This window comes from Bacteroides finegoldii DSM 17565 (assembly GCF_000156195.1).
Taxonomy (GTDB): domain Bacteria; phylum Bacteroidota; class Bacteroidia; order Bacteroidales; family Bacteroidaceae; genus Bacteroides; species Bacteroides finegoldii.
Genome location: NZ_GG688334.1, coordinates 68,220 through 87,998, shown reverse-complemented (window position 1 = coordinate 87,998; position 19,779 = coordinate 68,220). Strand labels below are relative to the sequence as shown.

The following is a 19,779-nucleotide window of genomic DNA, read 5'->3' as shown; positions in this document are numbered from 1 at the left end:
GGTAAAACCTAAACAAGGTTCGTATTTCTGAGTATTTTTGTATCTTACCATGTTGTTTTTATTTTAGACTTACCCCCGTTTTGGCCGTCAAACCGGTTTTTTGGGGGGAATGCTTAAAGATACAAAAAAGGCAACTAATTCGCAATGAAGTAGTTGCCTTAAATTTTATTATTTTAGGAATATCCCTACAAAGCCTTGCCAATCAGTCGGAACGAACGGGAATGGCGTATCAGCTTGAATATGATGAAAATATAAGGGAGGATAATGATGTGTACTACTTCTGTGTTCCAATAGATGTAGGTCAGCACACAAGGTAGGATGGCTACAAAATCCACAAATCCGTAGAAAGAGAGTGTATAAAGCAAACGTGCCTTAATAGCACTTTTCGTCGGATGAAGGGCTGGCGCGGACAAGATACGGGCTGCATATTCGAGCAGGAATACGAACGAAGAAATGTAGGTGATGCCGAATAAAGCTAACCGATAACGGGACATCTCTTCAAAAGAACTGGCTATGACAGCCACAATGGAAATCAAGATGAAGAAGAGTACAATATAATGCACCCAGTTCTTGTTCAGAAAACGTTGGATAGCTACATATAATTTCATGATACGACAAACTTGGATTGGAAAAACAATAGGAAAATGTCTGCTGAGATACCTTTTCAACGGGCTGTAATTTTTTTGCTTGTCGGCAACCGGTACTTAGCTAAAACAAGGCTCTTTTCTCCATGATATGGGAAACCGGAGAAAAGTAGCCTTGTCTGTCATCATCACTATGTCATGTCATCGGAAAATATAGAAATCAGTTCTTTCTTTTGGCCAGTTCGAGTACTTGCACACTGCCTGCAGCAAACAGTCCCACGTGTCCGTTGGGTAACATGCCGAAAGTGGTTACTTCCTTCAGAGCGGCTAATACCTCAAATTCGGTTTCGATGTTCGGACAAGTCATACGTGTGCTAGAAATAGGCAGGAACACCAATGAGTTGGATTGTTTCTCAAGAGTCTTGAACTTACCGTTCATTTGGTTGCATCCGGCATTTCCACTGAGCGTCTTCTCCATTACATCGAGTGAGAAGAAAGGGCGGTTCTTCATGGAATCCGGCAAAGCTTCGCCGTTCATTTTCACTACGTCCCACGTGCCTTGCAATTCAGACAGCGGCATCAAAAAGTAGCGTCTGCTCAGTTTGGCCAATGGATTATCCAATGAATCACACAGCAGAATCTGATCAGTGTCTCCCTGTTTTACCTTCTTAGTCTGGGCAAGTGCATGTGAAAGTGCCTTTTCCTGCGCCATATCCGGACATGCCATCATCGTGGAAGCCAGCTTGTCCATCACCATTCGGGCCGACTCGTCCGACCATTCAAACGACCCCATCAGCCGGTTACAGCCTCCATATCCATACACCCTCATCTCATGGGTATCAAAACCGATGAAAGGCTGCTGTTTCGTATTCACCGGCCGACCTGCCAGTTCTACGACGTTCCATTCTCCTTCAAGGTCAGACAAGGAAACCGAATTACCAATACCCATACAGGATGTTAATGTTAACAGAACTACCAACATCCCAAAAATCATTGTTTTGCTCATTATGCTCATACGTTTAATTGTCAAATCCGGTGCTGAAGGTTGTCTATGCTGCTACAGAGAGCTTTCTGCTGCCGGGATATATTTTCTAAATCAGACGCAAAGGTAGCAAACCTTGTGATACGAACGTATCTTTTAGGCAAAAAATGCAAAGTTAATCAGTTGATAATTCCTTTTAAGCTCTATGCGATGCAAGGTGTGTGGAAGCATGCTGCATTATGCTGCCATTGTGCTGTATCATGCCTTTAACCGCAATGTAAAGCAACTGCCTTTCCCGATTTCACTTTCTACGGTCAGCGTGCCTCCATGCGCTTCGACAAAGTCTTTGGAGATGGAAAGACCCAGTCCGCTACCCTGTACCTTGGTGCCCGGAACCCGGAAATAATGTTCGAAGATGCTCTGGTGATAACGGGGATCGATGCCTTTCCCAAAATCACGTACGAACATTTCTATCCAGTTGTCCTTTGTTTTCCGCGCACCGATGATAATACGCCCGTTTTCGGCAGAATACCGGATGGCATTGGAAACCAGGTTGGTCAGTACCCAGGCAATCTTTTCACTATCAACGAACAGTTTGCCCATCTTTTCCTCCGGATACTGTACTTCCACCTGAATGTTAAACTTCTCGGCCTGCACCCGGTTCGCCTTGATTGCATATTCAATCAGTTCGATAGGCTTAGTGACACGCGGTTTCAGTTGCAGTTTACCTGACTCCACCTGGGTCATGTTGAGCAGTTCGCTGGTGATGCTCAGCAATCGGTCACTATTGTCCTGAATGCTTTGCGCCAGTTCTTGCTGTTCATCGTTGAGAGACCCCACGCGGCTGTCTTCCAGCAACTGAAGACTCATCAGAATGGCTGAAATCGGTGTCTTTAGTTCGTGAGAGATGGTCGAGATGAAGGTGGTTTTGGCAGAATCCAATTCCTTGAATTCTGTGATATTTTTTAAGAGAATCACATATCCTTCCTTTTGAGACGTACCTTCTCTTCCGGTCTTCATACACTTCATCTGGAAATAGCTTTCCTTATTGTCGGCATAGATTTTCAGCGGCTCGTTTTTAGCCGTGTTCTTTTCATCGAAGGAATCCTGTACCCCCCGGAGCAGTCGGCGAAGGAGGTCGTTTCGAAGGGCTATCTCTTGAGCCGATTTCCATAACACCTCTTCCCGTTGCAGGTTGAGGATGCTGAGGGCTTCATCGTTGATGAAAAGGATGGTCATCGCATTGTCAAGTCCGATGATAGGTTCCTTTACGCTGTTGATGATGGTTTCCATGTAATTCTTGGCCGCCTTTATTTCAGCCAGTGTGCTGGAATGATAGTCAGCCAGCCGTTTGGCCATCCGGTTGAAGTTTTTGGACACCTCTTCAAACTCCTTGCTTTCGAGGTTCAACCGCTGTTCGTAGTTGTGGTTGGCTATTTCCTTGATACCGTCTGTAATTTCTTTGACGGGCTTGTTGATGGAAGCCGGCAACTGTTTCAACATCCAAAGGCCACAAACAATGCAGATGCCTCCGATGATTGAAACCCAGATCAATGCGCGTTGCAGACCGGGACCGGCCGCTGGGCTGGTCGGCTCGGTGGCGGTCAGAATTTGCAGGTTGACGACAGAGAGTGAAACCAGCAGCACAATCATGGCTACCAGCATACCGATATTCAACGTCAGTTTTGTCTTGATATTCATAAAACAATCTGTTTAGGGTTATTACTGCGGAAAGATAATCAATTTAATGTTCTCTTCCGAGAGAAATCTCAAAAAAGACCTGTACCGTTTTAGGTGAATCAAGGTCGAGACATAGGTGAAAGCCGGTTGTCCGATGCACAGCGTCGTGACCTGACGCTCTTTGCACACCGCTTGGATAGTATCTATGACATCCGGTGAAGCCCGCTGTATCAGTTCACCGCCCAGCTCCGCCGCTAATTTGAAGTGATTCAGCAAATGGCGCTGGGTAGCCAACGGAATGCGGTCCGGATGTTCGGCCGGGGTCTGCACATACAGAACCAGAAAATCCGTATCGTATCGAGTGGCCAGTCTGGCAGTACGGCGGATGAGCCTTCTCGGTGTCTTTTCATTGCTGCTGATGCACACCAGAAATCGCTCGCGGTGCACCCCTTTCTCTACGGTAACAAGCTCATTCTCCACTTTCCGCTCCACCCGGAAAGCCACCTCTTTTAAAGCCAGCTCGCGCAGCTGAAGGATGTTTTCTGTCTTGAAGAAATGGTTCAAGGCAGTCTGGACTTTTTCTTTGCGGTATATTTTTCCGGCTTTCAGACGGTTGATCAGCTCTTCAGCTGTCAGGTCGATATTCACCACCTCATCCGCTTCTTCGAGTACCTTGTCCGGAATCCGTTCATTCACCTCGATGCCAGCAATTCCCTTGACCTCCTCATTGAGACTTTCGATGTGTTGGATGTTGACGGCAGTGATGACATTGATACCAGCTTCCAATAGTTCCATGACATCCTGCCAACGTTTTTCGTGGCGGCTGCCTTCCACATTGGTATGCGCCAGTTCATCCACTACGACCAGTTCTGGACGTAGCAGCAGAATGGCATCCAGATCCATCTCTTCCAGTTCCTTCCCTTTATAATAGATTTTCTTCCGTGGAATGACCGGCAGTCCGGCCAACAACTCCTCGGTAGCGACGCGTCCGTGGGTTTCTACATATCCTATCTGCACGTTGATGCCGTTGTCCAGCATCTCATGTGCCTCCTGTAGCATCCGGTATGTCTTCCCAACACCGGCTATCATGCCAATATAGACCTTGAATACACCCCGCTGTGAACGCCGTATCAGCTGGAGAAAATGCTTTGCGTTTTCTTCTCTATCATTTCTATCCTTCATATTATGTTTATTTCTGTTGATATTCTTGCAATCTGCCCAAGTTGACGATTAGGGAAATCCCCCTACATCCTTCTCAAAGAGGCAGATTCTGTTATTCGTCTTTCCAATATCCCCGATAAAAGAGTAGCAAGATACCAAAAATCTCCAAACGCCCGATGAGCATCAACGCAGAAAGTATCCATGTGGCTGCATCGGGAAGAGCTGCCCAGGAAAAAGCCGGTCCGAAAGCTCCCAGTCCGGGACCCACATTGCCTATGGCGGATATCACTGTACTCATGGATTCGGTCAGTCCCACTCCACAGCACATCAATAATATCCACCCTATAAAAATACATATCAAGTAAGTTACGAAAAAAGTGTATACCGTAGCAGAGGTCTGTACTGGGACACAGATACTGTTTACTCGTACCGTTAAAACAGCACGAGGGTGAAGCATCTGTTTGAACTGATTCCGGATGTTGCGGGCCATGATGAGCAAGCGCATGTTTTTGACCCCTCCGCTGGTGGAACCGGTGCATCCGCCCGAAATCATGGCGAAAATCAGCAACATCCAGGTGAAAGGAGGCCATAAGTTGTAATCATCTGTAGCAAATCCGCAGGAAGTATGAGCAGTAGCTACCTGAAACAGGGCTTTACGGAAAGAGGTCTCCAGATTGTAGTAGTCATTCAAGAACAGGGCAGCGGTAATGAGCAAAGTAAGAATGCCGACAGACTTCAGGAACCAGCGTAATTCTTCGTCTTTCCATAAGTTACGGAAATTGCCGCGCATGGCGGCCACATAATAAAGTGAGAAATTGACACCGGACAGAATCATAAAAACGGAAATCACGTATTCAATATAGGGCGAATTCCAATAGGCTACACTTGCCTGCTTAGTGGAAAAACCACCGGTGGCTGTCGTAGAAAAGGCATGACAAATAGCATCAAACCAGTCCATATTTCCTCCTACGAGCAGGAGCGTTTCCGTTGCTGTCAGTCCGATATAAATGATCCATAACCACCGAGCCATTACCTTGATTTTGGGATGAATCTTGTCATGGGTAACTCCGGTTGCTTCTGATAGAAAGAGTTGCTGGCTGCTGCCCGAGAAAAGCGGCAGCAGGGCAATAGTGAAAAGAACGATGCCAAGCCCACCAATCCATTGGGTCAGACTTCTCCAAAAGAGCAGTCCGTGAGGGAGGGATTCGATATGATCCAGTATCGTGGCCCCAGTAGTGGTAAATCCGGACATGGTTTCAAAAAAGGCATCGGCTACGGAAGTGATATGTCCACTAAACAGAAAAGGCAGCATGCCCAGTGCCGAAAACAGTATCCACGAAAGACTGACAATGCAATAACCGTCACGTCGATTGATGGATACTTCATTTCGTTTACCCACCAACAGCAGCAGTCCACCAAGTACAACGTTAATAAGCAGCGTCTCTAAAAAATGAATATAGTCTTCTTCCTGATAGTAGAAGGAAACACCTGCACAAAGTGCGAAAAGACCCGCTTCTACCAGTACAAGCACGCCTAATGCATATGAAACATGTCGATAGTTGACCATACAGTCCCTGTTTCTCTGAAAAGAAACTTTATTGCTTTGATACCATTCTTCCATTGTTCTTTTATTTTATTACATGAGAAACAAGGACTGTGCCATTGTTCCAGATCTTTCATTATCACTTGAAAATCAGCAGCTATGAAGATATAAAAGAGGAATGAAAAGGCAAACTGTTTTCTCAATCTGAGAAGAAACCTTTTCATTTTGAGAAAACAAGTCTTTCCTTTCCACTGTCTATAAGAGTACAAGGTGGTGGAAATGTTAAAATCCAATGCCGATTCCTGCTACCAGGTAAGTTCGGTCATATACCGGTGATACGATAGCTTGAACAAATAAGGGGATTGCTAAATGGTTTGACAACGATACTTCCTTGGAAACTTTCAGAGATACGTCTGTAAAAGCAGCTTTATGGTGATACATTCCCTTCCAAGGAGTAAAACCAACAGCTGGAGTCATCACTATGTCAGCAGGCAGCCGGAATACATAGGAGGCCGAAAGATAAGTGGATGCCTGCAGATTACCCTTCTCATTCTTGTCTGCCCCGGCAAACATGGTACTCCATGAAAGGGATAGCGGAAAAGTATCGCCAAAGCAGTAAGCCAGAGTGCCCTCGAAATAATGGCTGTTTTTGTAATGGCCATAAGGCTGGTTGATACCGCTCCACCAGTAGTCGGATAGGGTGACTGTAAAATTCCGGTAGGTATATCCGAGGTTGATATCCCATTCTTTGGCACCTCCTTCTTCCCATTTGGTGAGTGACTGGCTACCCCAAATATTGAGAGAAAAACCAGCATAGCCCAGCGTGAGAGAAGGCTGTACCGAACAGCCGGACTGCTGATCGGCTCCGCGCCAGATATAGTCAGATACGAAATCCGCCTTGGCATGGACGGATAGTTTGTTTTGTGCAGAAACTTGTAAAGGATATAAACAAGCCACTGCTCCTATGAGCAGCAGATTTTTTTTGATAAAAGCATACATGGTACAAACGGATTAAAGGTTATTTCTTATGTTCATCTAAAGCAACATTCAGTTTCAACACATTGATTTTGGAAGGCCCGAAAATGCCGAAAAGCGGTCTTTCGATATGGCTTTCCACCAGTGCTTTCACTTCTTCTTCGCTCCATCCTCTGGCAGTAGCCACCCGTTTTATCTGCACATAGGCACAGGCCGGTGTGATGTCAGGATCCAATCCGGAGGCACTGGCCGTTACCATTTCTGCAGGCACCTCCGCACGTTTCAGGTACGGATGGTGCAGTAAAAAGGTGTCTATCCGGGCCTCGACCTCTTTCAGGTAGCTTTCATTGGTTACCCCTTTGTTGCTGCCTGCCGAGCTGGTGCCGTCGTAACCGTCACCGGCACAAGAGGGACGACCCCAAAAATAAATATCTTGGGTAAACCGCTGTCCGACGTTGGCTACCCCCACTACTTTACCGTTTAGCGTGACAGTTTCGGCATTGCCACCCTCACCCGGCGCAGCGAACTGGGCATACACCCACAGGACCAGCACATAGCATACGGACAAAAACACACAGAAAACAAGGGTAAGTTTGATGGATTTTATCAGATTCTTCATAATGAATAATTTTTGAGTCAATTAAATGGGTTTGAATAAGTTATCATGAAAGATGGGCTAGACAAACAGACCAACGAGCAGGTCAATCAGTTTGATACCCACAAAGGGAGCTATCAAACCGCCTACCCCATAGATAAGCAGGTTTCGACGAAGCAGAGCACTGGCACCGATCGGCTTGTAGGCAACTCCTTTCAGCGCCAGGGGTATCAGCGCAGGAATGATGAGCGCATTGAAGATGACGGCGGAAAGGATGGCACTTTCCGGACTGTGAAGCCCCATGATGTTAAGGGCACCCAATTGAGGAACAGAAACCATGAACAAGGCCGGAATGATAGCAAAGTATTTTGCCACATCGTTAGCGATGGAAAAGGTGGTCAGTGTACCTCGTGTCATCAACAGCTGCTTTCCAATCTCTACGATTTCGATCAGTTTAGTCGGGTCATTATCTAGGTCAACCATGTTGCCGGCTTCTTTTGCCGCCTGTGTACCGCTGTTCATGGCTACCCCTACGTTGGCCTGTGCCAAAGCCGGAGCATCGTTTGTACCGTCACCCATCATGGCCACCAGCTTGCCGGCCGCCTGTTCCCGACGGATGTAATTCATCTTGTCTTCCGGCTTGGCTTCGGCGATGAAGTCATCCACACCCGCTTTTTTTGCAATGTATTGTGCCGTCAAGGGATTGTCTCCCGTTACCATCACCGTTTTGACACCCATTTTTCGTAAGCGTTCAAATCGCTCTTCTATACCTGGTTTGATAATGTCCTGCAATTCAATGACACCGGCCACTTTCTGATTGACACAGACCACCAAAGGAGTACCTCCGTTGCCTGATATGTTTCGGATTGCATCTTCCGTTTCCCGGGGAAAGTCATGACCGGCTGCCTGCGTCAGACTGCGGATGGCATCAAAAGCCCCTTTACGAATTTGGGTACCGTCTTTCAGGTCTATGCCAGAGCATTTGGTTTCCGCCGTAAACTGGATCATGTGGGCCCCTTCCGTCTGGAGTGTATGCATGCGGATGCCTTGTTCGCGTCCCAATTCGATGATGGATTTACCTTCCGGAGTGTCATCGGCTACGGAAGAGAGCATGCATATTTCCACAAAACGGTGCAGAGGAATCTCTTTGACCGGATGAAAGGCTGTAGCCTTACGGTTTCCGATAGTGATGGTACCCGTCTTGTCCAGTAAAAGTGTATCCACATCTCCTGCTGTCTCAACGGCTTTTCCGGATTTGGTGATGACATTGGCACGCAGTGCGCGGTCCATACCTGCAATTCCGATGGCGGAAAGCAGTCCACCGATGGTGGTAGGAATCAGACAGACAAAGAGAGACAGGAAAGCGGCTATCGTAATGGTAGTGCCGGAATAGTCGGCCATCGGCTTCAGCGTAATGCACACCACCAGAAAGACAAGTGTGAATACAGCCAGCAGGATGGTCAGTGCAATCTCATTCGGCGTTTTCTGCCGGCTAGCCCCTTCGACCAATGCAATCATCTTGTCAAGGAAACTCTCTCCGGGCTGTGTGGTAACCACCACCCGAATCCGATCTGAGAGCACTTTTGTACCCCCAGTTACCGAACTTTTATCTCCGCCGGCTTCACGGATCACCGGAGCGGATTCTCCCGTAATCGCACTTTCATCGATGGAGGCCAGACCTTCTATGATTTCACCGTCTGCAGGAATGACATCCCCTGCTTCACACTCAAAGACATCGCCTTTCTTCAGTTGGGAACTGCTTACAGACTCCAGCTTTCCACCTGTGACCCGCTTGGCAGGTGTTTCCTCACGAGTTTTGCGCAAGCTGTCAGCCTGAGCCTTGCCCCGTGCTTCGGCAATGGCTTCCGCAAAGTTGGCAAAAAGCAAGGTCAGAAAAAGAATGACGAAAACGCTGAAGTTATAGATTACCGAGCCCTGTGCATCGCTCACCGCTGAATAGACGGTCACCGGCAGCATGAAAAAGGTGGCGATTTCCACTGTGAACATAATAGGGTTTTTCACCATCAGTCGTGGATTCAGTTTAACGAAAGACTGTTTGAGACTGGCTTTCAGCTGGTCTTTCTGAAACAAGGAGTTGTTTTTATTTTTAGTATTCATATTTTCTTGCTATTAATCAGTTGTAATTAGAGAGAAAAATGTTCCGTCAGTGTGGTCAGGGCCTGTGCCGGGAAGAAAGACAAGGCAGCTACGATAAAGATGACAGCAAAGGTCATGACAGCAAAGGTCACCGTATCAGTTTTCAGCGTGCCAGCACTTTCAGGAATGTATCTTTTCTGAGCCAGCAGTCCGGCCAAAGCTACCTGACCGATAATCGGAATGAAACGGCTCAGGATCAGTACAATGCCACAGGAAAAATTCCAGAACCAGGTATTGTCACCCAAGCCTTCGAATCCAGATCCGTTATTGGCCGCACAAGAGGTAAACTCATAAAGCATTTCTCCCAATCCATGGGAACCAGGATTGTTGAGCCACCCGCCTTCGCTCGCCACAAAAGCCGGGGCATGAACATACAGATAGGCAGCCAGGGCCGTTCCGACCAGGATGACAAACGGATGCAGCAGCGCTACGATAGAAGCAATTTTCATTTCGCGGGCTTCCACCTTGTGCCCCATGAATTCAGGAGTCCGGCCTACCATCAACCCGCTGATAAATACAGCGATGATGAGGAACGTAAAGTAATTCATCCAGCCTACGCCGACACCACCGAACCATGTATTAATCTGCATGTTCAGCATTTCTATCATCCCCGAAAGAGGCAGGGTAGAGTCATGCATCCCGTTGACAGACCCATTGGAGGTTACGGTGGTCACAACACTCCACAATCCGGTGGCACCGGCCCCCAAACGTATTTCTTTCCCTTCCATTGAGCCATTTTCTTGTGTAATTCCCATGGCATCAATACGTGGATTACCTCCCATCTCTTGTGATACATTGACACAGACTCCTATCAGAAAGGCTACCAGCATAACTCCATAGATGCTGTATCCCAATTTCTTCCGGTTCACATAAAATCCGAATGCAAAAGCCATAGCCATAGGAATAATCAAGATGGACCAGCATTCTATCATATTGGATAAATAGGTCGGATTTTCCAAGGGATGGGAAGAGTTAACCCCGAAATAGCCTCCGCCGTTGGTACCCAACTGTTTGATGGGGATAATGGTAGCCGCCGGACCTTGTGACACATATTGGGTTTCACCTTCCAGGGTGGTTACTTCCATTTTTCCGTCAAATCCCATGGGAATACCTTGCGTAATTAGAATAAAGCCGACAACTAAAGACAACGGAAGAAGAATACGGGTACAGCTAAGTACCAAAAAATTCCAGAAATTGCCGATAGTTTGTGTGGTCTTTTCTCCCAAAGCTTTCATGACTCCTGCCATGGCAGCCATACCGGTAGCAGCAGTTAGGAACTGGAACAGCATAATAACGAAGAGCTGAGTAAAATAGGTTAAGTTGCTTTCTCCACTGTAGTGCTGTTCGTTGCAGTTTACCATAAACGAAATGCAGGTGTTGAAAGCCTGGTGAGCACTTTGTGCCAAATTGCCATCCGGATTCAGAGGCAACCAACCTTGCAAGGTAAGCAACACCATACCCCAAATGAACCAAAACAGATTCACGGTGAGTAGTGCTCTCAAGAATTGCTTCCAGTTCATTTCTTCATCGGGATGAATGCCCGAAAGACGGAAAATCCATCCTTCTATCGGCTTCATGAAATCTGTCCAAACCTTTTTTCCTTGATATACACGAGCGATGTATTTCCCCAGCGGATAGCTGAGAACGACCATCAATACCACTTGGGCTACTATACCTATTATTTCTGTATTCATAACTTCTTTTTTTAGAATTTTTCCGGCTTAACCAAGACATAAGCAAGATAGCCGAACAAGATAATACCTACGATAAACAATGCTGTATACATACCTTTCTCTTTTTATAGGTTGTCGAACCAATCAATACACTTCATAAACAGTTTAAAACAGGCCAATCCGCTGGCTACACAGATGGCGATTCCAATCATTTCGTTCATTTTCTTTTCATTTTAGTTATTACAATTATTATGAGTTATACATGATGGCATTATATAGGCAAGGGATGTGCCAAGAAAACGGGTAAGAATCAAACTGCTTGTGTATGAGGCGTAAAAAGAATATTAACAGGAATCAAATAATAAAGCGACCCTCTCAAAATGAGAAGGCCGCTCTATTAGAATGAAACAGTAAAGGGGATTGTTTGCTCTTTTACTTTATTGGATGTGGTAGGATTCTATTTTCCGATACAAGGTGGCAAGTCCGATTTTCAGTAACCGTGCCGTTTCTGTCTTGTTGCCATGAGTGTGCTGTAGCACTTTAAGGATATGTTTTCGTTCGATAGCTGCCAATTCAAATTCATCTCCCTTATCATCTCTGCGTGTGTATGGATTCTGCTGTAGCTCGATGGGAAGGTCTTCTCGGGTAATCCGGTTGTCGCAGATGACGGCACTCCGTTCGATGACATTGCGCAACTCGCGCACATTGCCTTTCCATTCTGCCTGCCGGAGGGCAAGCAAGGCATCCGGGTCTATGTCTTCAATGGTTTTGTTGAATTTCGCTACACAGCGTTGCAGAAATAAACGAGCCAAACTCTCGATGTCTTCTTTTCGCTCTCGGAGAGCCGGCAGGTGAATTTGAAAGACGGATAGCCGGAAAAAGAGATCTTCCCGGAATTCTCCTTTCTCTATTTCCTCTTTTAGGTGACGGTTGGTAGCCGAAATGATACGTACATCCACTTGCGTCCGTTTGGTGTCTCCGAGTTTGATATATTCCCCCGTTTCCAAAATGCGCAATAAACGGGCTTGCAAATCAAAGGCCATTTCTCCAATTTCATCCAAGAAGATGGTACCGTGATTGGCTATTTCAAACAATCCCTTCTTGTCCTTGATCGCACCGGTAAAAGCACCGGCCTTGTAGCCGAACAATTCACTTTCCAACAAATCCTTGCTGAAAGCCGAACAGTTGATTTCTATAATAGGATACTGTGAACGGTTGCTGGCAGCATGAATGGCATGGGCAAACACTTCCTTGCCCGTACCCGTCTCCCCGGTCAGCAAAACCGGGACATCGGTCTTGGCCACTTTCTGAGCCAAACTGATGGCTTGCTGCAAACAAACTGATTGGCCGATAATAGACTGGAAAGAATAAGTGGGTGGCGGGAGTATCTTCCCTTTTTTCTTATCTGCCTCTTCTACAGCACGACTGATGGTAGGAATAATCTTACGATTATCGTCTCCTTTGGTAATGTAATCAAAAGCTCCATTTTTGATGGCTTGTACACCGTCAGCGATGTTTCCATGTGCGGTGAGCAGGATAACGGCTGTATCGGGTTGAATCTTGTGAATATCGAAAATGAAGTCCACACCGTTGCCATCCGGCAGGAATACGTCACAAAGCACCACTTCAAAATGTTGGGTTTCCAGCATTTTCAATGCCGAACGACAATCTGCCGCCTTGGAAGCATGATAACCTTCCAACTCCACCATGCGAGCCAGCAGGTTACGAATGGGGTCTTCGTCGTCTATAATCAGAATATGTATCATAAGTTATATGTTTTATGATACAAAGGTAATACTATTCTCCCAAAAGTTTTTCAAGGAAGAGTTCAGATAATCTATTTTTTTTGTGTTACTTTGCACACCTATTGTAGGTCGGGTGTGCAAATTCCCCGACCGATACTCTATATATTTTCACAGAGGCTACAATCGTAAGTAGTCTCTGTTTCTTTTTTTAGTTGAATGCATGTTGTATTCCACTCTACGATTTTCCAGTTTTTTTAGAATTCTGATTACTTCACGCACATACCTTGGATCTTCAGCATAGCCAAGCTTATGCAGCCACAGCAGGTAGTTTCCTCCTTTATACTTATACTGCACCTTAGTGTAGTAAGCCCGTACACTTTCCGTCCAGTGGTTAAACTCATAGTACTTCCCGGTTTTGGGATTCGTCAGTCCAAACAGATTGTGTCGGTTTCGGCAAAGCGGTGAGCGAAACCACCCTGTTTCCAGTATGGCTTGTGCCAGTACTATCTTCGGATGCCGGATGCCATTGCGGATGATTTCCCGGTAGAGATTGGGAATAGTGAGCGCAGGAAGTTCTTTTCGTTCAGAAACCTCAGTTTTTTCAGTTCCCTTATCAGACGCTTTTTCGTGGGACACCCTTGCGTAAACTTTTCGGGCATATAGCTCCGAAAGCAGTTTTACAGGCACCTCTGGGGCAAGTGAATCCTTTTCTGCCTTTTTGCAAGACTCAAAAGCCACAGAACCCCTCTGTAGGGTATCAGGAGCCACTTTTTGCTTCTTTTCCGGACGGATTTCCTTCTCTTTGGTAATCGTATAGAACTGTGCCGATGCCGAAACGGAACCAAGAATCAGCAGCACGGCGGTCAGAATGATGTTGTGCATTTCTTTTCAATGATAGGGTTGACAATACTTTTGCGGGTGTTCAAGGCGGTTCCGACCGCAAATATATCGTTTTACTTAAACAATACGAAAATGCACAACATCAATCATTCTGAAAGGCTGCCCTACGAGAAGTTGGCGGCATTAGGCATTGACCGGGAAAAGGCCGACAGTCTCCCTCAGGAAGTGAAGGAGAAATTGGCTTCCGGAGAGGTCACACCGCTCTTGCAGGTGTCCATCAGTGCCCGGAACGGAGACCTTATCACACTTCCCCTCAAACTCCAGCTGGTATCGGATAAATACGGCAACCCGGCGCTCATGGCTTACCCGGTACGTGCCGTACTGGAAAAGGAACGCAACCAGTTGTTGCGCCTCACGGAACAGGAAGCCGAAAGGCTCAACAAAGGTGAAGTCATCCAGAAAGCCGTAGAAGTCAACGGCGAGAAGACTCAGCAGTATCTGCAACTCGATCCCGAAACCAAATCCGTCATTCATCGCCGGGTTACGGACGTTCAGCTGGAACAGAAGCTCAAGGACATGGAGAAGGTCAACGACATCGAACTGGGCATGCAGCAAAAGCAGCAGGTACGCGAGGGAAAACCCATTGAGCTGAATGTAGGTGGCGAGAAAGTGTCGGTCGGTGTGGATTTGAAAGAGCCCCAGGGCTTCAAGGTCATTCAGGGCGACATGAAAGAGTGGGAACGACAGCAGAAACTCCGCTACGACGAACAGCATCCCGAGTTCCTGGGACTGGTGATGACGGACAAGAACCGCTGGGAATACCAGCAGGTGGTGGACAAGCAGTCGCAGGAGAGAGCCTTGAAACTCCATGCACCCAAAACAGAAAAATCCCAAGGTCTCAAATTCTAAATCCTTTTCCCTATGGTCAAGAAGAATGCAGAGAAGGATGTCGGCTTTGTCCGGCAGTTCAACGAATTGAAGAAGAAACATCCCGATGCGGTGCTGCTTTTCCGTAAAGGAGATTTCTACGAAATGTATAAGGAAGATGCACTCAAGGCATCGGTAATACTGGCGCTGAAGGTATCAGACAAGATTCTGCCACTGGAGAAAGACCCCATCAAACTCCTGACCTTTCCCCGTCATGAACTGGACAAGCATCTGCCCAAGCTGATTCGCTCCGGTCAACGGGTCGCCATCTGCGAGGCGATAGACCGTCCGGAACTGATGAAGAAGCCCAGGGAAAAGACCGGGGAAGATTTGAAAGAAACGAATACCTCCAACAAGAATACTATGGCGAAAAAGAAGAAAGAACAGGCTGTGCAGGAAGAGCCAACCAAGACAGTCAAGACGGCTGCAGAGGAGAAACCTGCCAAGGAAAAGAAGACGGAAGCCAAAGCCGAAGTCAAGAGTGAACAACAGGCCGAGCAGAAAGCGGAAGCCAAGCAGGAACGCAAGCCACGTGAACCGCAGATGATTACCGCCAACGGCGAGAAAGTCAGCCACGGCCATGCCTTCCAGAGCACCACCAATCCGGCAGACTGGTACTTTACCGCCAAGATGGACGGCGTGCAGCTGAAGCCGCAGAAGATGGATGCTGCAGACCTCGCTGCTTACCAGAAGAAGGAACTGACGGTGCCGCAGCTGATGGAGGAGTATTATCCGACTAAGCTGATGCCGAAGGTATCGGAAGAAGCGTTCCAAATGCCGAAGCAGTTGTCCGGTCCGGATGGAGCCATTACCATCGACAAGTTCAATGTCTATAAGGAAAAGGACGAGCAGCGACCGGATTATGGCAAGTATAAGTTCTATGTGCAGATGGGTGACACCAAAATGTCGGCAGTGGCTTCCCGTGAGGACTTGAATGCCTACTTCGACCGCGTGGTCAGTCCTACGCAACTTGTGGAGAAGAACTTCGGGGAGCGCCTGCACCTGCAGTCAGCCTACGAGAAGTACCAGCTTCCCGAAGGAGTGGATCCCAAAGGTGTTCGTGTGGCCAAAGACCACTCCGATAACAAATGGAAGGTGTCGATGGACTTGGGTGACAAGGGCAAGACCAGCAAGCATGAACTCTCCTTCGATGACGGCTACTCACTCTTCAAGGCAAAGACTGCTACCCGGGAACAGATTGCAGCCAAGTACCTCAATACGGAAATTACTGGGATGCTTTCAGCCGTGACCAACAAACTGGAGAAGTCGGCTTCCATGAAAATGTAACAAAATCAAAAGAAACAAACGAATATTCAAGAAACAATAAAAGACGAAAAGATATGACAGCTAAAAAGACACACGAGGAGTTAGTGGAACTCCTTCAGGCCGGTAAAATCGGCTTCCTCCGCTTTGTGATGGATGGTGAAAATGCAGAGGACTATCTGGAGTGGTGCCAGACCCACGGCACGGATCCTTCGGATGAATCCGCAGAGTTTTATGTCGAACAGACGGACATTGACCAGATGGACCGTCAGGTAATGGATGACGAAAGCTATGGCGTATGGAACTAACACATCCGGCAATGCCGGGCAGGTAGCCATCGACCGCTTTGCCGAAATGATGATAGCCCGCATGGAGCAGATGAAGGCTTCCGACTGGAAGAAAGGCTGGATTGGCGGTGCATCCGGATTTGCAGGTCTCCCGCAGAACGTGGGAGGCCGCAACTACTCGGGTTCCAATTCCTTCTTCCTTCAGCTGCAGACCGCTGCCCAGGGCTACCGACTGCCGGTGTACCTCACCTTCAAGCAGGCGCACAACCTGAAAGCCCATGTACTGAAAGGTGAAAAAGCGTTTCCCGTGGTCTATTGGGACGTGCTGGTCAAGGACAAGAACGGCCATAAGGTCAGTTCGGAGGAGTATAAGGCCATGAGTAAGGAGGAGAAGAAAGGCATGGATGTCATTCCCTTCTTCAAGGCTTTCCCCGTGTACAACATCGACCAGACCAATCTGGCAGAGGTGCAGCCCGAACGGGTGCAGAAACTCATGGAGAAGTTCAAGGTGCCCGAACTTCGGGATAAGGAAGGCATGTATGTCCATGCCGCGCTCGACCGGATGATTGAGACGCAAGGCTGGCTCTGCCCCATACAGGCAGACAAACGGGTGGACGGAGCTTTTTATTCGCCAGCTAAAGACATCGTGGTGCTGCCCATGAAGGAGCAGTTCAACATCGGCAATACCCCCGAGGAAGTCTACCGGGGCGGCATGGAGTTCTACTCCACCATGCTGCATGAGATGTCACACTCCACCATGACCCCTGAACGGCTCAACCGCGAGATGGGCGGGCGCTTCGGAGACCCGAAATACGCCAAGGAGGAACTGGTAGCTGAACTGACGGCTGCCATGATCTGCCATTCTATGGGATTTGACATGAAGGTGACGGACAATTCCGCAGCCTATCTGGATTCCTGGATTGGGGTGCTGAAGCAGGAACCGAAGTTCATCGTTTCCGTCATGGCGGACGTGAACAAGGCTTCGGACCTGATTCTGGACCAGGTGGACAAACAGCGGCTGGCTCTCAACGAACAGCCCTACCTGACGAAGAACGACCCGTTTGCCCCGTTGGGCGAAGGCGAAGAGGTGCCGTTCAAGAATGCAGCCATCGTGAAGACACGTAACGGGGATTATGCCATCCGCGCTTCGTATGACGGTGTGGAACTGGGGTTGAAGAAGGTATCGAAAAATACGGCCAAGACCTACTTCCAGCTGACGGACTACAAGGACAAGGCTGCCTTCCTGAACATGACAGCGCACAAGACCTTCGAACCGGAGATAGCCAACCTCAAACGCACGCAGGCAGTGGGTGCCAAGTTAAGCATCTGATTTTATGTAGAACCTTCAATTCCATGAACCATGACTGATTACAAGGTAAACTTCAAGGACCTCAAAGCCAAGGTAGGCATCGACGATGTAGCCTATGCGCTCGGGTACCGTCTGGACCGAAAGGCCGGTGTGGGCCGCTACATGGAGCTGGTGTTGGGTGATGGCAAGGAAAAGCGGGATGCGCTCGTAATCTGCCACCCCCAGGACAAGGCTTCCCAGCGGTTCTTCCGCCGTGACGGTTCCAAGGGGGATGTAGTCACACTCATCCGGGAGAACCTGAATGCCTTCAACGTGTCGGGCAAGGATGAATGGCAGAAGATAGCCAAGGTGCTGTCCCGCTTTGCCAACATGCCCGAACCTGAATACCGCGAGGACCGGGAGTATGTACAGTCAGCCAGGTATCATGCCACCTTCGACAGCTCCAGGTATGAGGTGAAGCCGATAAATCCCGACAAGGTTCCGGCCATCTTCCAACAAAGGGGATTTTCCGATGAAACGGTACGCACCTTCGCTCCGTTCATCCGGCTCATCCGCGACAGGAAGAACGAGAACTTTGACGGCTACAACATCGGCTTCCCTTATACCAACGGAGAGAACAATCAGGTCCGTGGCTACGAAATGCGGGGGTACGGCGGTTACAAGTCCAAGGCGGCTGGGAGTGATTCCAGTTCTTCTGCATGGGTGGCTGACTTGTCAGGTGGCTATCCGAATGTGGTGAAGAGTGTCTTCTTCTGTGAGTCGGCTTTCGATGCCATGGCATTCTACCAATGGAACCGGAAGCAGCTGACCAATGAAATTGCCCTGGTATCACTGGGCGGTACGTTCTCTGACGGACAAATCCGGCAGGTACTGAACCGCTTTCCCGGAGCCCGTTCGTTTGACTGTTTCGACAATGACCTGCCCGGTCGCATCTACGGCTTGCGCATGATGGCGCTGGTAGAGAACATCCCCTTGAAAATCAACCGAACCCGTGACAGTCTGGAAGTGGAAGCGAACGGACGTTCCTTCCGGCTTGATCCGGAGCGACCCTTTCAGGTGCAGGTCAAGGAACACCTGTCGGTCAGATACAATATGGGACAATGGCTTCCTCCCAAGGCTTTCAAGGACTGGAACGACTGTCTGCTCAACAAACCGATGGAGGTGCGGCTGCATCCGACCAAACAGGACCAAATCAATAACCTGGCCGAACGCAGAAATGCAGGCCCTAAAATATGAACGTATGAATGCAAAACGATGGAAACGCTCCTTGTTAATCGCTGCTGTTGGCTTATTGATAGGCAAGACTCCGCTCTTTGCCCAACAGACCGACCCGGCGCTGACTTCTGCCGTACTGGGTCAGACCGCAGCCTTGAAGAAGATTCACAAGGACCGCAAGAAAACGCAGGAGAAAATCATTGCAGCGGAAGTGGCCGTAACCGCTTCGCTGGAGCGGATTCACCATGTGGAAGACAAGATGCTGGACTACCTCTCGAATGCGCAGGGCGCCATGCAGAACCTCTACCAGATTAAGCGGGCTGGGGAACTGGTGGCCAAGGAAATCCCGCAGAACTGCAGCCTGCTCCTCAAATCGGTGGGCGGCAATCTGAAGGGAACCGTTATTGCGGCCATGGTATCGGATGAACTGACGGATGCTGCCACACAGATGACGGCACTCTTTCCCTTCATGAAGCAGCTGGTAACTTCGGGCAAGTATGACGTGACAGGAGATGACGGAAAGAACGAGAAGCACAAGGTGAACCTGCTGAACGCTTCGGAACGCTACTACATCGCCAACGAGGTGGTCAGCCGTTTGGAAGCCATCAACACCGACCTGTTTATCCTGGCCTGGCAGGTACGCACACTCTCATGGAACGACCTCTGGTTTTCGCTTGATCCCGAAGGATGGGCCAACGTGATGTCCGGCAAGAACATCATCGGCGGTATCATCTCGGACTGGAACCAGGGCTACAGTCTGAAATGGTAAATAGGTAAACAAGTAAACTAATTTACTAATCACATAGTAATCAAGTAAGGAAATAAGAAAGTAATCAATGCAAT

Annotated in this window: 17 protein-coding genes and 1 pseudogene; 6 read left to right on the top strand and 12 right to left on the bottom strand. The window is 48.2% G+C overall.

The features are described from left to right. Positions 1-188 precede the first annotated feature (188 nt). The 12 genes and pseudogenes from BACFIN_RS21035 to BACFIN_RS02135 all read right to left on the bottom strand — a co-directional run. Positions 189-608 (bottom strand): annotated as a pseudogene (locus BACFIN_RS21035) (ion transporter); the annotation flags it as partial. Positions 609-804: 196 nt separating this feature from the next. After that, the gene (locus BACFIN_RS02090; RefSeq protein WP_007757553.1) at positions 805-1,599 is read right to left on the bottom strand and encodes an META domain-containing protein; all 795 of its coding nucleotides are present in this window, start codon (positions 1,597-1,599) and stop codon (positions 805-807) included. Positions 1,600-1,824: 225 nt separating this feature from the next. After that, positions 1,825-3,267 (bottom strand): ATP-binding protein, encoded by a 1,443-nt coding sequence (locus BACFIN_RS02095; RefSeq protein WP_007757552.1) that lies wholly within the window; start codon positions 3,265-3,267, stop codon positions 1,825-1,827. A 21-nt stretch (positions 3,268-3,288) separates the two neighbouring features. After that, positions 3,289-4,428, bottom strand: a complete 1,140-nt coding sequence (locus BACFIN_RS02100) for a sensor histidine kinase (RefSeq protein WP_007757551.1) — start codon at positions 4,426-4,428, stop codon at positions 3,289-3,291. Positions 4,429-4,519: 91 nt separating this feature from the next. After that, positions 4,520-6,028 carry a TrkH family potassium uptake protein gene (locus BACFIN_RS02105; RefSeq protein ID WP_032839931.1) on the bottom strand — a complete coding sequence of 503 codons (1,509 nt, stop codon included), beginning with the start codon at positions 6,026-6,028 and terminating at the stop codon, positions 4,520-4,522. 204 nt (positions 6,029-6,232) lie between these two features. Further along, positions 6,233-6,949, bottom strand: coding sequence for a hypothetical protein (locus BACFIN_RS02110; protein WP_007757548.1), 717 nt, complete (start codon positions 6,947-6,949; stop codon positions 6,233-6,235). A gap of 19 nt (positions 6,950-6,968) precedes the next feature. After that, positions 6,969-7,544 (bottom strand): K(+)-transporting ATPase subunit C, encoded by a 576-nt coding sequence (locus BACFIN_RS02115; protein ID WP_007757541.1) that lies wholly within the window; start codon positions 7,542-7,544, stop codon positions 6,969-6,971. Between the two features lie 57 nt (positions 7,545-7,601). After that, positions 7,602-9,638 carry a potassium-transporting ATPase subunit KdpB gene (kdpB, locus tag BACFIN_RS02120; RefSeq protein ID WP_007757540.1) on the bottom strand — a complete coding sequence of 679 codons (2,037 nt, stop codon included), beginning with the start codon at positions 9,636-9,638 and terminating at the stop codon, positions 7,602-7,604. A gap of 26 nt (positions 9,639-9,664) precedes the next feature. After that, entirely contained in the window at positions 9,665-11,371 is a 1,707-nt protein-coding gene (gene kdpA, locus BACFIN_RS02125) for a potassium-transporting ATPase subunit KdpA (protein WP_007757538.1), read from the bottom strand. An 11-nt stretch (positions 11,372-11,382) separates the two neighbouring features. Next, positions 11,383-11,463: a K(+)-transporting ATPase subunit F gene (kdpF, locus tag BACFIN_RS22815; RefSeq protein ID WP_032839930.1), complete on the bottom strand. Its 81-nt coding sequence runs from the start codon at positions 11,461-11,463 to the stop codon at positions 11,383-11,385. 324 nt (positions 11,464-11,787) lie between these two features. Further along, positions 11,788-13,116 carry a sigma-54-dependent transcriptional regulator gene (locus BACFIN_RS02130; RefSeq protein WP_007757537.1) on the bottom strand — a complete coding sequence of 443 codons (1,329 nt, stop codon included), beginning with the start codon at positions 13,114-13,116 and terminating at the stop codon, positions 11,788-11,790. 156 nt (positions 13,117-13,272) lie between these two features. Continuing rightward, positions 13,273-13,977 carry a glucosaminidase domain-containing protein gene (locus tag BACFIN_RS02135; RefSeq protein WP_007757533.1) on the bottom strand — a complete coding sequence of 235 codons (705 nt, stop codon included), beginning with the start codon at positions 13,975-13,977 and terminating at the stop codon, positions 13,273-13,275. Positions 13,978-14,067: 90 nt separating this feature from the next. Between BACFIN_RS02135 and BACFIN_RS02140 the strand changes: the two genes are divergently transcribed. From BACFIN_RS02140 to BACFIN_RS02165, 6 genes are read left to right on the top strand one after another with little or no spacing between them, the layout of a single operon-like run. Continuing rightward, positions 14,068-14,844, top strand: coding sequence for a DUF4099 domain-containing protein (locus BACFIN_RS02140; protein WP_032839942.1), 777 nt, complete (start codon positions 14,068-14,070; stop codon positions 14,842-14,844). A gap of 12 nt (positions 14,845-14,856) precedes the next feature. Next, positions 14,857-16,149, top strand: a complete 1,293-nt coding sequence (locus BACFIN_RS02145; protein ID WP_007757531.1) for a MutS N-terminal domain-containing protein — start codon at positions 14,857-14,859, stop codon at positions 16,147-16,149. A 53-nt stretch (positions 16,150-16,202) separates the two neighbouring features. Then, entirely contained in the window at positions 16,203-16,433 is a 231-nt protein-coding gene (locus BACFIN_RS02150) for a hypothetical protein (protein ID WP_007757530.1), read from the top strand. Next, positions 16,417-17,742: an ArdC family protein gene (locus tag BACFIN_RS02155; RefSeq protein ID WP_007757529.1), complete on the top strand. Its 1,326-nt coding sequence runs from the start codon at positions 16,417-16,419 to the stop codon at positions 17,740-17,742. Before BACFIN_RS02150 ends, BACFIN_RS02155 begins: the two co-directional genes overlap by 17 nt. A gap of 30 nt (positions 17,743-17,772) precedes the next feature. Next, positions 17,773-18,957, top strand: a complete 1,185-nt coding sequence (locus tag BACFIN_RS02160) for a DUF3991 domain-containing protein (protein WP_007757526.1) — start codon at positions 17,773-17,775, stop codon at positions 18,955-18,957. A 4-nt stretch (positions 18,958-18,961) separates the two neighbouring features. Beyond that, entirely contained in the window at positions 18,962-19,705 is a 744-nt protein-coding gene (locus BACFIN_RS02165; protein WP_032839941.1) for a hypothetical protein, read from the top strand. The last annotated feature ends 74 nt before the right edge of the window (positions 19,706-19,779 follow it).